Consider the following 15,628-nt stretch of genomic DNA (forward strand, 5'->3'; position numbering starts at 1 on the left):
ATGAAGTCAATTTTTAACCAATCCAGTTTTTGAAATCGGCTACTTTTTCTCTACTTACAATCACCTCTTCTGCTTTATAAGTAGGCAAAATAATCTTTAAACGAGAGTTACTGTACACCACAATTTCTTTTATTGCTTTTAGCGGAATGATAAATTTTCGGCTGATTCTGTAAAAAGCAGCAGGGTCTAATTCTTGTTCCAAAACCTCTAAAGTGGTTTCCAGAAGATAATCTCTGTTATCAAAAGTGTGCAAATAGGTTCCCTTATTTTCGCTGTAAAAACATTCAATTTCATCTACCGAAATCACCTTCAAATGTTGTCCAATTTTTAACGTAAATCGCTTTTTGTAATTTTTCTCAAATGGGTTGGTCAGCATCTTTTTGATGGCTTCAAAATCTAAGGCAAGCGAAGCGTTTTCAGGTGCCTTTTCTGGTACTCGTGATTTGTATTTACTTACTGCGATTTCCAAATCATCTTCATCGATGGGTTTGAGTAAATAATCAATACTGTTGAGCTTAAAAGCACGCAAAGCATATTCGTCATAAGCGGTGGTAAAAATGATAGCGCTCTTAATTTCGACCGCTTCAAAAATGGCAAAAGACAAGCCATCGGATAATTGAATATCCAAAAAAATAAGGTCAGGATGTTGATGGTTCGAAAACCATTCGATAGCCTCTTCTACCGAGTGCAACAGCACTGTCACATTAATTTGTAGTTTTTCGAGTTTACGTTGCAACAAACGCGCTGCTGGTTTTTCGTCTTCGATGATTATAGTAGTCATTATTTGAAGTTAGAGGTTAGAAATTAGAAGGCGGAAATTAGAAGGCGGAAAGCAGAAAACCGAGAACTCAAAACTGATAACTGAAAACAGATAACTGAAAACAGATAACTGAGAACCGAGAACTGAAAACCGAGAACAGATAACTGAAAACAGATAACCGAAAACCGAAAACAGACATTACTTCCATTGTTGTTGTTTTTTATCTTCTTCTTTTAAAAACTCCTCTATTTTTCTTTTCTCCCAATCTTTGCCTAGGAACAAATCTTTTCCAAAAACAGAAGCTCCGTGTGCTACCAATCCAATGCCCCAAAAGAAGGCGGTGTTAAACGTTTGCCAATTCCAAAAATCAGTATCTCCATTTTGAAAATGTCTTGCTCTCAAAGCAATAAATCCGACATTGACTAAGATATAGACTAGTAGATGCACATAAAATCCTTTTATTTTTTTCACTCTTTTAAAAGCGATATCGTAACGCTCTTCTTGAGTGCTGTCTAAAAATGAATCGTATTGATTTTGCTTATTTTCCATCTTATTTCTGTTTAATTTTTTTTGACAATCCGTTACCTGTTTCAATAATAAAAATGGCACGCGGATGACGCAGATTTAAACGGGTTTTCATATATAAATCAGCGAAAATCCGCACCATCCGTGTTCCATAGTTGAATTGTTGGTACATATAAGCGGACAGCCATATAATTTTTTATTTCCAATCGTTTCTGGATTGTTTTTCTTTTTCCATAAACTCTTTGATTTTTTGCTCTTCCCATTCCTTGCCGAAAAAAGGCATCCAATTAAACACTTTCATCGCGTGAAAGAACACGCCTACACCCCAACCTAATAAAGGCCAAAAGAACCATAAATATCCCGGAGAAGTCACTAAATTGATAGCCGCTAAAAATATATTCACTACAATATAAGAGGTCAAATTTCCGTAAAATCCTTTTAAATCCTCTACTCTTTTTTTGGCTTGATAATATCTATCACCTTCTTGAAAATTCGTTTCCATAATTATTTCCAGATTTGTTTTTCGTTGTTCTTTTCGATCATTTTTTTAATTTGCTTTTCTTCCCAAGATTTACCCAAAATTACTTCGGTAAAAAACAATTGAATCGCTTGAATAGCAAAAAAAGTAGTCCAAATCGCCATTACAAAACCATTGATATAACGTATCGGAAAGAAGTTTAAAGGTACACCATAATACGTTTTCAAAACATAGATTACAACGCCTAGCATAAAAAATACCATATGAAAATAAAAATCTTTCAGCTTTTTAATTCTCTCTTTGGCCATTTGAACCAAAGCTTCTTGTTCTTGATTCGTATCTATTCGTTCCATCTTTATTTCCATTTTTGTTGTTCGTCTTCTTTTCTTAAAATCTCTTGAATTTTTCGTTCTTCCCAGCTAGAGCTGTAACCAAAAACCTTGAAACCATGCATAATCAAACCAAATCCCCAACCACCTGCAGAAAACCAAAACCAATGAAATTGCGGGACAAAAGTAAGATTCACATAAATTAAAATGGGGATCACTACACAATATGAAATCAGATTGCCATAAAATCCTTTTAATTCCTCTACCCTCTTTTTTGCGCGGTAGTACGCATTATTTTCTCTGTAATTTAATGTCGTTTCCATAACAGTTATTTGTTGGGTTAAAATGGGTATTTTAACGGTAAATGTTTGTTCGTTTTGTTCAATCAGTACTTTTCGTTTGGTAATGATTGCGTATCGGTTGATGATGTTTTGTAATCCAACACCTTGTCGGTCTTGTAATACTTCTTTCTTTTGATAATCATTCTGAATCACCAAATAATCATTTTCAATATAAATTCGGATATGCAAAGGTCTTTGCTCGCTTACCACATTATGTTTTACGGTATTTTCTAATAACAATTGCAGCGAAAGCGGCACTACTTTGGCCTCTGGATTTTGAACTTCGGCAGTAACTTCATAAAACAAGCTGTTCTCAAAGCGCATTTTCAGTAATTTCATATAAGTGCTAGCAAAACTCAATTCCTCGGCTACAGAAACCAATTCTTTGTCTTTTTGTTCCAACACATAGCGGTAAATTTTAGATAAAGAAGTGGTGAATCGTTGCGCATTATCTGGATTTTCCTCGATTAGCGAACTCAACACATTCAAACTATTGAAAAGAAAATGCGGATCAATTTGATTTTTTAAGGTTTCGAATTTGGCCGAAGCTGTTCCTGCAATAATCTTTTGTTCGAATACTTCTTTTTTAGAAGCTTGTTTCCAATTGAGCATAAAACTACGCGCATGCATAAAGGTCGAAACGCCCAAAGAAAGAATAATATAAAACATATGCACCCAAACCATTCTGTTGTTGAAAAACTCAGCAACCTCAAGTTTTTGAAACACTACGAAAGTCAAATAATCGATTCCTAAAACTACAGGAACGGTGTACAAAATAGTGCAAAAAATCCCAAAATACACTCTCAAATTCGTTTGCTCTAACCAATTCCATCGGCGATCCAAAATATCATTGATGAGTCCGTTTCCAAAACCAATTCCGTAAGAATATAGAGCACTAACTAAAAAAGTAGTGAGTAGGCTTTGAGGGCTAAAATCCCCTTGCAACAACGAAAAAACAAGCGTAAATACTAGTGTAATCTTCAAACAATCTATAAAGCCTTTCTTGATTCCTTCTAGTGTACTGTATTTTTGTTTTTCCATATTCTTTGACTTTTAGTTTTGGTTTTTCAACCCTTTCAGCGTTTTTGACTCCGAAAGGATTTGAAATTTATACTATTTTTTACAATTCTTTTGAGCTTCTTGAGCGCGATCTAATCCCCATTTTGGTGAGAAAGCTGTTTCTGGTTTAAAAGTAGCAAAAAGTCCAATAGCTTTATCAATTTGTGCACACATAGGTGTTGTATCTGTTCCCCAGAACTTCGCCCCACCAATTTCGAATTCGGCTTTACAAAATACCACTCTTGGATTTTCTGGGGCAATAGCCTGTGCTTTACCGTAGAGTTCCATTACTTTTCCAGATAACTTTTGTCCGTTGGTCATTGGGTCATAAGCAATCCAAGCGGTGTGAATCATAGCTTGCATTACTAATAACTCTGGATTGTTTTCGTTTTTGATTAATTCTACATCCAAAGCGTTTTGTGCTTTGGTTAGCAAAGCTGTTACTTCGTCTTTGCCTTTGGTTCTAAAAGCGGTTGTAGTATTTACTAAAGCCACATAATAGTTAGGTAACCAATTGTTTTTTTCGACTGCTGCAATTCTTTCGAATAAAGCGGCAGCTTCGGTGTTTTTGCCTTCTCCCCACAATTGGAACGCTTTTCCCATTCCTTGTTCGTATTGTCCTTGGGCAGCTAATAAACTGCAAATTAATAAAGCGGTGGCGGTTAAAACTTTGATCATAATTTCTATTTGTTTAGTTGTTAATTTCTTTTAAATGGTTGTTTGTTATTTTGATGATGTAAAAGTACTACTGATGTAACTGCTGTAAAATTGATTCTGACCGAACTGTCGTTTTTTGAGGATGAATTGTAAACCGGTTATACTTTCAATACGATGTGCTTGTTTTGTGTGGCTTGGAACTTAGCGTCTTTGTATTTTGGAGGCCCCATAAACCCTTTGGCATCGTTTGAAGCCGCGTAAGCTTCTTTTGGAATTCCCATAAAGTTGGTGTCTAATTTTCCGTTACTGTTTTCATCGTGAAAAACACTAATCGCATACTCGCCAGCAGGAAGGTTTTCAAAAGTGACCGTTGCTTTTGCGTTTTTGATTAAAGCGACATTGCCTTTGTAGACTTTTTTTAGAAAATGATTTTCGGAATTGTACAATCCGATTAGGACTTGACCTTTGTTGTTTTTTAGACCAACGATGTCTACTTTGATAGCGACTTGAGCGGTTGCCATTGCACTTATGGCTAAGAACAGGATAAGAACTGATGTTTTCATAGTTTATTTTTTTAAGATTGTTTATTATGCTGATGTAAAAGTAGTTTGTACCAATCGAAACTAAAATTGATTGTAACTGAACTGTTGTTTTTGGACGATGAATTGTATAAACACTTTTCTTACCAAAAACACCTAATCTTGCCTCTTAGCCCCGGGAGGAGCGGCATCCTTTGCTGACGGGGTTCGGCAGCAAAGATATAGCGGATCACGGGACGATGCCTGCTGGAAATGCCCTATGCTTACTGCTCCCAGCCTGACTTATAAACAAACCTTAGAGTCAAATTCAAAAACTTTATCTTTTCTTTTCTCTGCGTCTTTGCGTCTTTGCGAGGTCAATTTCACGCAAAGGCGCAGAGCCGCAAAGTTTATATTTAACGCTTTGATTTTTAGTACGAGTTACGGAAAGTCGTTAAACTATAAATTCTATGAATCTAGCCTGCACTGAGGTATAGAAGTGTGGTCAAAAATAATTTAATCCTACGAGTTATAAATTCTTTAACTGGTTGTCGTTTTTGTTGTCGCTGATGGTCCAAAAGAAACCTACAAAAAAGAAACTATCGGCCGTTGGCGTGATGGCTCTGCGGTTGTACACGCCCGCTGCATCTGGAGTATTGGCGTACTCGTAACCAAAGACATTTTGAGTTTGTAAAATATTGGACACAGAGAAATACAGGATTTTTTGTTGCGACACCAAGTACGCCCAATTGAAACTCAAATTATTGAAAGCTTTGGTTTTTCCGTTCATAAATTGGGTCTCGTTTGGATTGTTGTACGGACGACCTGTGGCAAAAGAATGAGTGAAACCGATTTGTGATTTCCAGTCGGTGATGAAATATTTGGTCACCAAAGACGCTGTATGGTCCGCCACAAAACTTGGGGTAACTTGTTTAGGGAAATTGCGATAATCCCGCTCCGTATCGATGTAAGAATAGGAAATCCAATATTCTAAATTCTTAATCGAGCTGCCGTCTCTCCAGAACAAATCAAGTCCTTTGGCGTAACCAGAACCATTATTATTGTATACCGAATTGTACATTGGCGTTGTGGTATTGAATTTTACCAAATTGCTGTAGTCTTTGTAATAGGCCTCGGCTCTAAAGGTTTGACGATCGTTGTTGTATTGAAAGTTTAAGATGTAATGCGAGGCTTTTTCGCTTTCGAATTGGTGCATTTTGGAATACTTGATAAAATCGACACTTGGCGCCTGAGTGAAATCGCCATAAGCGAAAGAAAACTGACTGGTTTTATTCAGTTTGTAAGCCAAGGAAACACGAGGAGCAACGGCGGTTTCGTCCAACAAATCGTTGTATGAAGCACGAACCCCTACTTTGGCAGCAAAGTTTTTGGTGAATAAAATATCGCCTTCGGCAAAAGCTGCTGCTATTGAGGAATTGTATCCGCTAGTACCTCCTATGCCTGAATTTGGCGTAAAATCTTCGTTGAAACGAGTACTAAAATAATCCGTTCCGAAAGCTAATTTAACGTGTTGCGAAATGCTTTTACGGAGTTTGAATTTAAGATGTGAGGCGTTTTCGTCATTGTTTAGTTTATCCAAATCTAATCCCAATTTGTTTTTAGAATAGCCGTAACTCAATCCTGTTGTTACTTGCCAATTGTTTCCAAAACCACCTTTGTAGGAAGTATTTAAGTAAAAGTTGTTATTGTTCAAATCGACTCTAACTTTGTTAGGCGAATTGACGCTTTCTTGATTCAAATCGAATTTGGAAGAATCAAAAGCAGCATATAGTTTTAGGATTCCTTTATTGAAATTGTAACGATATACGGTTTCGCCAGAAAGGGATTGAAAAGGATTGTTCCATTCGATATTTTGAGGCACCACTTTTTGATAGGGAGCCAAGTTGATGTAAGCGGCATTGACACTCAAAGAGCTTTTTTTCCATTTTTGTGTATTTCCAACACCCAAACCTACGGTCATTAACGAAATTTCGGTTTTGTTTTGATCGGGTTCATCTTGGGTATTCAATAACAAAACACTCGATAAAGCTTCGCCATACTCTGCAGAATAACCTCCAGTAGAAAAAGAGATACCGCTAAACAAAAACGGAGAAAAGCGTCCGCGAGTAGGCAAATTATTCGTGCTAGCGCCATAAGGCTGCGCCACTCGGATACCGTCGACAAAAGTTTGCGTTTCATTGGCCTCACCTCCACGAACGAATAAACGACCGTCTTCACCCACGTTTTGAGTACCCGGCAAAGTTTGTAGCGCAGCAATAATATTTCCCGCAGAACCCGCTGTGGTGACAATATCTAAAGGTTTCAACACCGAAACACGCGCTTTGTCTCCCGACTCTAAAGTTCCAGCCGTAATCACCACCGCGTCTAAGGTGTTGACATTCTCTTTGAGGGTTATCGTTTTGTCTTTGTAATTGGCCACATCTATAACGAGAGTTGCCGTTTCGTGTATCAAAGAGCTTATAATTAAGGTCGCATTTCCTTTGGCTGTGGTTTCGAATGAGAAAAGTCCTTTCTCATCGCTTGTGGCGCCATCATAAGTGCCTTCGATATAAATATTGGCGCTAACTACGGGCTTACCTTTGGGATCAATAACTTTTCCTGAAATGGTGTTTTGAGCAAGAGCCATACTACTCATCAAAACCAATAGGGCTACTAAAAAGAATTTGTGTGCGATTTTTTTGATACTTGTTTTCATTATGCTGTTTGTTTTTTGATGAAGCAAATATCTTTCGGGATTATCGATTCTCTAAAAAGTAATGACCGAATTGTAGAAAAACGAGGTTGAATTGTTCATACTAGAAAAAATAAAATCCATAATGATTTTGCAAAACAAAGCAAAAAAACAACTATTAATCAATCTTATATCAAAAACACACCTAATAATTCAATAATAAACTCCTAATTAAAATAACCATCTTCTATTTTTTTCCCAAGTTTTTAAGGAAATAACAAAAATTTAAAAAAGAACAATAGTCTTTCGTAAATGAGTTTCAATTTATTTAAGTTTGTGCCAAAATTGGATTTTATGCAAATGAGCAAAAAAAAATACACAAATGTAAATAGTAGCATTGCGCTACTATTTCTATTTGTATTTTTTCATTTCTTACTGTATTCAGCTTTTAGTAGCGTTCCAGTTTTTTCTTCTTCAAAATTAGAGAAAGAAAATCTTCTTCAAATCTCAACAAAAAGTGATCATTCAAAATATTCAAAAATAACTTTTCCTACCTCAGAAATGGAGGAGGATTTTGAATATAACGAGATTGAAATAGATCCATTTCTACACGCTACTATTGGTTTATTTAGTTTGAATTCTTTGAATAAAAAAACCAAAGCAATTCATTCTAAATTTCTAAACAACTATTTCTACAAAAAAAGCAGTTTGTTTCTACTGTTTTGCAATTTAAAATACCACTTGGTTTAGTACAAACATTGAAAATTATTTTCGATTATTTGTTTATTAACCCAACAAAATATTCTAACAACTTAATTAAGAATGTGTCACCCTTAAACAAAGGTTGACCTAAGAGTTTATCTTTTCCTACTAAGTTTAGAATACTTTAGAAATATTTTAAAAAAATGAAATCAACTTCGACCGTTTTTGATGAACATGAAGTACTTCATAGTCTTAAGCATTTTTTACCCGCACAAAACCCACTTAAGGATTTTGTTCACCACAATACTCTTCATGCTTTTCAGGAGAAAACATTCTTTGAAGCCTTAGAAGAATCCTCTAAAATTTTTGGGTATAAAACATACCTCTCTTTGTCTAGTTTTAGAGAACGATATGCCAAAAAAGAGATCAACAATGAAGTTCTGGAACAAGTCATCCGTTCAAAAAAAGGAGAAGAACAGCTTTCTACATGGAAACATAATCTCCTTGAAAAAAACTATGATGAATCTCTTTACCCAAGAATTGGCAGTTTACGTGCTACTTGGAAGAAAGAATATGCCATCAATCTAGAAAAATCAACTTATAGCATTTTATTCAAGGTTCTATGTGGCTATCTCGATCAAGGAATTGCTATTACCGCGTTCCCTATACTGAGGGATAGCTTCTTAGAGTCAATCAAGGAATTAGATAAAAACAGTTCAATAGGCATTCTTAAAACGAAACGCGCCAAAAATATGCTCCAAAGTGGAGCCTCTATTGAAGAGTTGCTCTATATCATTGTTGGTGATCCTATTTATTATGAGCACTATTTATTTGATCAACAGTTTAGTCATCCGGGTTGGAGTGGTATCGTTGCTACTATTGAAGGCAATCCAGCTTCATTATTAGACAAACGTTCTATTTCTTTAAAAGAGTTAATTCAGTTTGAATTGCTGCTTGAACTAGATAGTTTGGATCAAAAATTTAATTCCATTTGGTCTCCTCTAAGTTTCAAAATCAACCAAAAACCGGTTCCATTATTTGATGAAATAAAAAAAACAGAACTTTTTGAAACCTTATCGCTTTGGCAAGAGGCATTTGAGTGGACGTTTTATGACCAAGTTTTATCGGGAATCAAAACTGTTGAAAAAGAAACGGCAACAACAGCACCTTCGTTTCAAGGACTATTCTGTATGGATGATCGTGAGTGTTCCTTCAGAAGACATATCGAACATTTAGACAATTCAGCAATAACCTTTGGCACTCCTGCATTTTTTAATTTTGAGTTCTTTTATCAGCCTGTAAATGGGCAGTTTTTTACTAAACTTTGCCCTGCGCCAATGCAGCCAAAATACTTGATAAAAGAAGAAAAAAGAAAGAAAAAACAAGCTCGAGATTTACACTACCATAAACATTCGCATTCCTTAGTTTTTGGCTGGATCATCAGTCAAACTCTTGGTTTTTCGGCTGCTTTAAAATTGTTTTTGAATATTTGGAAACCAACTCTAACTCCAGCAACTAGCGCTTCGTTCAAACATTTGAATAAGAAATCAAAATTAATCATTGAACATAATGAGAGTTTTGAGAATGTAGACGATCTTCAGGTAGGTTTTACCGTTGAAGAGATGGCCAACCGTGTAGAAGGCTTATTAAAAAGTATTGGATTGGTAGCCAATTTTGCCCCGATTGTGTATATCGTTGGTCATGGCGCCACTAGTGTAAACAACACGCACTATGCCGGTTATGATTGTGGCGCTTGTTGCGGAAGACCAAGTTCTGTAAATGCAAAAGTAGCTTCCTTTGCCGCTAATCACCCTGAAGTTCGTGAGATATTAAAAAAATGTGGTATCATTATTCCTGATACAACACAATTTTTACCAGCTTTACATGACACCACAAGGGATGAAATCGCTTTTTATGATGAAGATACGCTAACCGTTAGCAATAAAGAATTACATCAACAAAACGAAATTACTTTTGCGAAAGCTTTATCCAGAAACGCAAAAGAACGTTCTCGCCGATTTGACACTATAGATTCTACACAAAGTCTAGAAAAAGTGCATGAAAAAATCAAAAGGCGTTCGGTTTCCCTTTTCGAACCTAGGCCTGAATTAAATCATGCCACCAATGCTATGTGTATAGTAGGTCGTAGAAGTTTGTCTAAGCACTTGTTTTTGGACAGACGTTCGTTTATGAATTCATACGACTATGAAGTGGATCCTACAGGGGATTACCTTGCTGGAATTCTTGGAGCTGTTGCCCCAGTTGGTGGAGGAATCAATTTAGAATATTACTTCTCTAAAGTAGACAATCAAAAATTAGGGGCTGGGAGCAAACTTCCACACAATGTCATGGGGTTAATTGGAGTGGCTAACGGAATAGACGGTGATCTTCGTTCGGGATTGCCTAGTCAAATGATTGAAGTCCATGACCCGATTCGTCTACTAATTATTGTGGAGCATTTTCCTGAAATGGCACAATATGCTATTTCAAAAAACCCTGCCACTTATGAATGGTTTAAAAATCAATGGGTTAAACTAATCGTAGTTAATCCAGAAACCCAAGAACTTTTCCATTTCATAGACGAAACCTTTGAGGCGTATACTCCTATTCAAAAAGAGAACGCAAGTATTCACGATGAGTTAATAGCGGCAGCAACTTCGCAAGAAAATTTGCCTATTTATATTCTAAAATAATTATCCCACATGAACGAGCTTTTACAATATTTTATAGTACTCCCTTTTTTAGGGTTTGTGGTGAGTTTATTGATTCCCGAGAAGAAAGAGTCCAGTATTTCATGGCTTTCCTTTGGCATTGTTTTTACACAACTCATTGGCTTGATCGTTTTTACCTTTTTTTGGGTACTTAACGGGAGTAAGACCTTAAATTTAGATGAACTAACGGTGGTAAAAACGAACAATTACACCTTCTTTATCGATTTTTATTTTGATAAAATTACTGCGGTTTACTTGGTAATTGGGGCATTATTAACCTCGATGATCTCCACCTATAGTCGTTATTATTTGCATCGTGAAAAAGGATACAAACGATTTTTCAATACCGTTCTTTTTTTCTTTTTTGGATATAACTTGGCGATATTGTCTGGGAATTTTGAAACCCTTTTTATTGGTTGGGAAATCATCGGAATTTCATCTTTCTTATTGATAGCTTTTTACAGGGAACGTTATTTACCTGTAAAAAATGCCTTTAAAGTATATTCTCTTTATCGTATTGGAGATGTTGGGTTACTTTTAGCGATGTGGGCCAGTCATCATCTTTTTCATGAAAACATCACATTTTTACAATTAAATGATTATGATTTTGTGAACCATCATTTGCAAAGTCATACTTTCATTGGTTTCTTTATAGCTTTGTGTTTGGCTGCGGCTGCGGCAGTAAAATCAGCTCAAATCCCATTCTCTAGTTGGTTACCAAGAGCCATGGAAGGTCCAACTCCTTCAAGCGCCATTTTTTATGGTTCGCTATCCGTACATCTAGGTATTTTTTTAATGCTAAGGACGTTTCCTTTTTGGGAGCATCAAACCATTGTTCGAATAGCAATTGGTCTCATGGGATTTGCCACAAGTATTATTGCGGCTATGATTGGAAAAGTGCAATCGAATGTAAAAAGCCAAATCGCTTATGGTTCGATTTCACAAATTGGACTTATTTTTATTGAAATCGCCTTAGGATTAGACAACTTAGCCTTACTCCATTTTACAGGAAATGCATTATTGCGTACCTATCAATTATTAGTCTCTCCATCTGTAGTCAGTTATTTAATACGAGAACAATTTTATAAATTTACTCCAACGGAAGAAAAAACAAGTCGTTGGTTTTCAAAGCGTTTCACTAATTCTTTATACCTATTGAGTCTTAAAGAGTTTAATGTAGAAAACATTCAAAGTGCCTTCTTATGGAGACCTTTAAGAGCTTTGGGTAAATCATTGGATTTTTTAAATCTAAAAAGAGTGTATCTTATATTTTTACCAGTATATATCTCAGGTTTAATTATCTATCTATTCCAAGAAACCATTCCAATAGAAATTATAAATAACATTCCTAACGTATTTGCATTTTTTGGTTTTGTGTTTGTTTTGAAATCTTTTTCAGAACGTAAATCGCCTTTCTTGGCTTGGACCTTAATCGTTTTGAGTCATTATTGGATTGCCATGGCGATACTTTTTAACGAAAAAGTAGCCGTTAGCGAACTCCTGTTGTACTTATCTGGGATCACAATTGCCGGAATTATTGGTTACATCGCTTTATTGCAACTCAAAAAATTAGAAACAAGAATTTTACTCAACCAATATTTAGGACACGCCTATGAGCATCCTACTTTTTCAATATTCTTTTTGATAGCCGCACTTGGGGTAACAGGATTTCCGATCACCACTACATTCATTGGAGAAGATCTTTTATTTAGCCACATTGAAAGTAATCAGTATTTGCTAGCATTTCTTATTTCATCCTGCTTTGTTGTTTCTGGAATAGCTGGAATACGCGTATATGCCCGTTTGTTTTTAGGCCCTCATATAAAAACCAATCACGAAGTATCTTATAAATCATCTTAAAAAAATAATCTACTAAAAAAATAAAAAATGTCATTAAAAAATAAACTAAAATTACCTGCAGACGGAATTGCAGGACTTAAAGAAAATTTCAAAACCGATGCTATTTCTGGTTTCATAGTATTTTTATTGGCCTTACCGCTAAGTTTAGGTATTGCCAAAGCCTCTGAATTTCCACCTATTATGGGGTTATTGACTGCCATTATTGGGGGATTATTGGTGAGTTTAATAATGGGATCCAAGCTAACCATTAAAGGGCCCGCGGCAGGTTTAATTGTAATTGTAGCCGGAGCAGTAGCCGAATTTGGTCAAGGAGATCCTGTTTTAGGATGGAAACTAGCTTTAGGCGCAATGGTTGTTGCTGGTATTATTCAAATTCTTTTTGGGGTTTTAAAATTAGGTAAACTAGCCGATTTTTTTCCGTTATCTGCCATCCATGGAATGCTAGCTGCCATTGGAATTATCATCATTGCCAAGCAATTACCTGTATTATTAAATGATGATCCCACTTTGGCAAAAGGAAAAGGGCCTTTAGAATTAATTGCAAATATTCCGAATTTTATTATGAATTTGGACCCAAAAGCTACAATGATTGGGGTTATCAGTTTAACAATAATGCTGGGCTGGCCATTTATCAAAAACAAAACGATAAAAATGATTCCTGCTCCTTTGGTAGTGCTTCTTTTTGCAATTCCGTGTGAATTGTTCATGCACTTCAAAGAAACCGAACCTGCTTATGCCTTAGTAAAAATTGGAAGTTTAGTAGATAACCTCCATGTGAATGTAAGCTTCGATGGTTTTAATCAAACCGGTTTATTCATTAAGTATGTAATCATGTTTGCATTGGTAGGAACGATTGAATCGTTACTTACGGTAAAGGCAATTGATTTGATGGATCCTTTCAAACGAAAATCCAATATGAATCAAGATTTGATTGCTGTAGGAATTGGGAATACCATTGCTGCTGTTTTTGGTGGAATGCCTATGATTTCTGAAGTGGCTCGTTCTTCTTCCAACGTAAACAATGGAGCAAAAACACGTTGGGCCAACTTTTTTCATGGTTTCTTTATCTTGATCTTTGTGCTTTTGGCAGCGCCTATTTTAGAGTTGATTCCAAATGCGGCTTTGGCAGCGATGTTGATTACAGTAGGAATTAAATTAACGCATCCAAGAGAGTTTATCCATACCTTAAATATTGGAAAAGAACAATTGGCTATTTTCTTAATCACTATTTTCTTTACTCTACATGAAGATTTACTGGTAGGAATTGCAGCAGGGATCGTATTAAAAATCTTCTTTCACTTAATTCATGGTGCTCCAATTAGTTCTATATTCAAAGCTACCGCTTTGGTTTCCTCAAACGGAGATGATTATCTAGTCGAGGTAGAAAAATCGGCTATTTTTAGTAACTTTTTGGGAATCAAAAGTAGATTAGACGCACTTCCTTCAGCAATGAATGTGACCATTGATTTTACAAAAACAAAACTAGTAGATCACTCGGTTATGGAAAACCTTCATCATTTTGAAAACGAATATGTGGCAAAAGGTGGAAAGGTAACCATACTTGGTTTAGATGATCATATCACTTTCTCTGATCACAAATTGTCTTCAAGAATGAAAGGTCAAAAATAATTGTATTAAGTCGTTTGATTTTAGTTAGGGTTGCGATTGTACTTCCCACAAGAAAATACTTGTGGGAGTACTATTCGCGTTCCTATATTCAAGAACATCTTCACTTTAAAAACAAAATGAAAAAAAAAGCAATATTCCCTATACTATTACTATTCCTTTTCTTGAATTTTACCGGAGCTTTCGCTCAAGTAAAATCGCAAAATAATGACATTTGGTTTCATTATTTTGGAAAAAACATGATTACCAAAAAGACCTCTGTTTCGTTTGAAGCCGTAATGCGCTATGCGAATGGCTTTAGCGAAAAACAACAATGGTTTATTCGTCCATCTGTAGATTACCAGTTTACCAAGAGATTTATGGGAAGCCTTGGTTACTCGCACTACAATACCTATTCTTATGGTAATCCCGCAATGAATAAAATTAGTATTCCTGAAAATCATGTTTGGATACAAGGTACTTACACTATTGTTTCAGGAGATTTTAAATTTGTAAATCGTTTAAGAGATGAATTTAGATATGTTGGCGTTGCGGTTGAACAAAAAGATCCCGTAGCAGGTCAAACGGAATATTCTATAGACCATTATGATTATAGAAACCGTCTTCGTTATCTTTTCTTAGCCAACTATAATTTGACCAAAAAAGACGGCAAAGTAAAACTCTTTACTTTTGTTGGTGATGAAGTTTTTATGAATATTGGTAGTAAGGCTGGAACTACCTTTTTAAATCAAAATAGAATTATTGGTGGTTTTGGTTACAATATCAATGCGCATCATCAAATTCAACTATCCTATATTCATCAACATATTTGGAATTATAAGAATACGATTCAAGAAGATAATCCAACCTTAAGAGTGTCTTACATTACCAATTTTAACTTATAATGGCTGTTATTTAAATTCGTTCTTTTTTTTCAACAACTAAAAAGTTGATACCTTTGAGCCAATAACTTTTAAACAATAACCATGAAATCTTTAAAATTCTTAGCTGTTTTATGCTTCTTCTTGGTGGTTTCCAATTTGTCTGCACAAACTACTTTTGAAAAATGGCCTGCTATCAAAACCTTCCACGGGGTAATGTCACAAACGTTTCATCCTGCAGAAGAAGGTGATTTGAATCCAATTAAAACGCGTTCTGAAGAAATGGTTCAAAAAGCAGAGGCGTTATCAACTGAGGCGATTCCTGCAGAATTCAAAACACCAGCTATTGCCGCTTCTGTTAAAAAATTACAAGCAGGTTCTAAAAGCCTAGACAAATTAATAAAAGCGAAAGGAACGGATAAAGAAGTTTTGGCAGCAATCACTTCATTGCACGACGTGTTTCACGAAATCGTAGGTTTGTGTTCTGAAGAAAAGCACTAAAAATATCGC

At 35.6% G+C, this 15,628-nt stretch carries 13 protein-coding genes; 5 read left to right on the forward strand and 8 right to left on the reverse strand.

The window, feature by feature from the left end; genetic code table 11:
* Window positions 1–13 precede the first annotated feature (13 nt).
* The 8 genes from ACSVH7_RS08235 to ACSVH7_RS08270 all read right to left on the reverse strand — a co-directional run bounded on the left by ACSVH7_RS08235 (window position 14) and on the right by ACSVH7_RS08270 (window position 7,383).
* Window positions 14–781, reverse strand: a complete 768-nt coding sequence (locus tag ACSVH7_RS08235; RefSeq protein WP_438066236.1) for a LytR/AlgR family response regulator transcription factor — start codon at window positions 779–781, stop codon at window positions 14–16.
* A gap of 177 nt (window positions 782–958) precedes the next feature.
* Window positions 959–1,309: a 2TM domain-containing protein gene (locus ACSVH7_RS08240; RefSeq protein ID WP_315156026.1), complete on the reverse strand. Its 351-nt coding sequence runs from the start codon at window positions 1,307–1,309 to the stop codon at window positions 959–961.
* Window positions 1,310–1,481: 172 nt separating this feature from the next.
* Complete coding sequence (locus ACSVH7_RS08245; RefSeq protein ID WP_438066237.1) at window positions 1,482–1,787, reverse strand: 2TM domain-containing protein; 306 nt, start codon at window positions 1,785–1,787, stop codon at window positions 1,482–1,484.
* A gap of 2 nt (window positions 1,788–1,789) precedes the next feature.
* Window positions 1,790–2,116 carry a 2TM domain-containing protein gene (locus ACSVH7_RS08250; protein ID WP_315156030.1) on the reverse strand — a complete coding sequence of 109 codons (327 nt, stop codon included), beginning with the start codon at window positions 2,114–2,116 and terminating at the stop codon, window positions 1,790–1,792.
* Window positions 2,117–2,118: 2 nt separating this feature from the next.
* Window positions 2,119–3,474, reverse strand: coding sequence for a histidine kinase (locus ACSVH7_RS08255; protein ID WP_438066238.1), 1,356 nt, complete (start codon window positions 3,472–3,474; stop codon window positions 2,119–2,121).
* A 72-nt stretch (window positions 3,475–3,546) separates the two neighbouring features.
* Complete coding sequence (locus ACSVH7_RS08260) at window positions 3,547–4,170, reverse strand: hypothetical protein (protein WP_438066239.1); 624 nt, start codon at window positions 4,168–4,170, stop codon at window positions 3,547–3,549.
* Window positions 4,171–4,307: 137 nt separating this feature from the next.
* Entirely contained in the window at window positions 4,308–4,712 is a 405-nt protein-coding gene (locus ACSVH7_RS08265) for a DUF2141 domain-containing protein (RefSeq protein ID WP_024981122.1), read from the reverse strand.
* A 484-nt stretch (window positions 4,713–5,196) separates the two neighbouring features.
* The gene (locus tag ACSVH7_RS08270; RefSeq protein ID WP_438066240.1) at window positions 5,197–7,383 is read right to left on the reverse strand and encodes a TonB-dependent receptor; all 2,187 of its coding nucleotides are present in this window, start codon (window positions 7,381–7,383) and stop codon (window positions 5,197–5,199) included.
* 881 nt (window positions 7,384–8,264) lie between these two features.
* Between ACSVH7_RS08270 and ACSVH7_RS08275 the strand changes: the two genes are divergently transcribed.
* From ACSVH7_RS08275 to ACSVH7_RS08295, 5 genes are all read left to right on the forward strand, one after another.
* Window positions 8,265–10,754 carry a YbcC family protein gene (locus tag ACSVH7_RS08275; protein ID WP_438066241.1) on the forward strand — a complete coding sequence of 830 codons (2,490 nt, stop codon included), beginning with the start codon at window positions 8,265–8,267 and terminating at the stop codon, window positions 10,752–10,754.
* Between the two features lie 9 nt (window positions 10,755–10,763).
* Complete coding sequence (locus ACSVH7_RS08280) at window positions 10,764–12,632, forward strand: proton-conducting transporter transmembrane domain-containing protein (RefSeq protein WP_438066242.1); 1,869 nt, start codon at window positions 10,764–10,766, stop codon at window positions 12,630–12,632.
* Between the two features lie 27 nt (window positions 12,633–12,659).
* A complete protein-coding gene (locus tag ACSVH7_RS08285) occupies window positions 12,660–14,261 on the forward strand; it encodes a SulP family inorganic anion transporter (RefSeq protein WP_438066243.1) in 1,602 nt (533 codons plus the stop codon).
* 116 nt (window positions 14,262–14,377) lie between these two features.
* Window positions 14,378–15,142, forward strand: coding sequence for a DUF2490 domain-containing protein (locus ACSVH7_RS08290; RefSeq protein WP_438066244.1), 765 nt, complete (start codon window positions 14,378–14,380; stop codon window positions 15,140–15,142).
* Window positions 15,143–15,223: 81 nt separating this feature from the next.
* On the forward strand, window positions 15,224–15,619 hold the full coding sequence (locus tag ACSVH7_RS08295; RefSeq protein WP_438066245.1) for a hypothetical protein: 396 nt from the start codon (window positions 15,224–15,226) through the stop codon (window positions 15,617–15,619).
* Window positions 15,620–15,628: the final 9 nt, after the last annotated feature.

Origin of the sequence: Flavobacterium sp. TSSA_36 (assembly GCF_051547165.1) — a bacterium.
Taxonomy (GTDB): Bacteria; Bacteroidota; Bacteroidia; order Flavobacteriales; family Flavobacteriaceae; genus Flavobacterium.

Coding starts and splice junctions, on each gene's coding strand:
- ACSVH7_RS08235 (WP_438066236.1), bottom strand. CDS start 781: ATGACTACTATAATCATCGAAGACGAAAAACCAGCAGCGCGTTTGTTG.
- ACSVH7_RS08240 (WP_315156026.1), bottom strand. CDS start 1,309: ATGGAAAATAAGCAAAATCAATACGATTCATTTTTAGACAGCACTCAA.
- ACSVH7_RS08245 (WP_438066237.1), bottom strand. CDS start 1,787: ATGGAAACGAATTTTCAAGAAGGTGATAGATATTATCAAGCCAAAAAA.
- ACSVH7_RS08250 (WP_315156030.1), bottom strand. CDS start 2,116: ATGGAACGAATAGATACGAATCAAGAACAAGAAGCTTTGGTTCAAATG.
- ACSVH7_RS08255 (WP_438066238.1), bottom strand. CDS start 3,474: ATGGAAAAACAAAAATACAGTACACTAGAAGGAATCAAGAAAGGCTTT.
- ACSVH7_RS08260 (WP_438066239.1), bottom strand. CDS start 4,170: ATGATCAAAGTTTTAACCGCCACCGCTTTATTAATTTGCAGTTTATTA.
- ACSVH7_RS08265 (WP_024981122.1), bottom strand. CDS start 4,712: ATGAAAACATCAGTTCTTATCCTGTTCTTAGCCATAAGTGCAATGGCA.
- ACSVH7_RS08270 (WP_438066240.1), bottom strand. CDS start 7,383: ATGAAAACAAGTATCAAAAAAATCGCACACAAATTCTTTTTAGTAGCC.
- ACSVH7_RS08275 (WP_438066241.1), top strand. CDS start 8,265: ATGAAATCAACTTCGACCGTTTTTGATGAACATGAAGTACTTCATAGT.
- ACSVH7_RS08280 (WP_438066242.1), top strand. CDS start 10,764: ATGAACGAGCTTTTACAATATTTTATAGTACTCCCTTTTTTAGGGTTT.
- ACSVH7_RS08285 (WP_438066243.1), top strand. CDS start 12,660: ATGTCATTAAAAAATAAACTAAAATTACCTGCAGACGGAATTGCAGGA.
- ACSVH7_RS08290 (WP_438066244.1), top strand. CDS start 14,378: ATGAAAAAAAAAGCAATATTCCCTATACTATTACTATTCCTTTTCTTG.
- ACSVH7_RS08295 (WP_438066245.1), top strand. CDS start 15,224: ATGAAATCTTTAAAATTCTTAGCTGTTTTATGCTTCTTCTTGGTGGTT.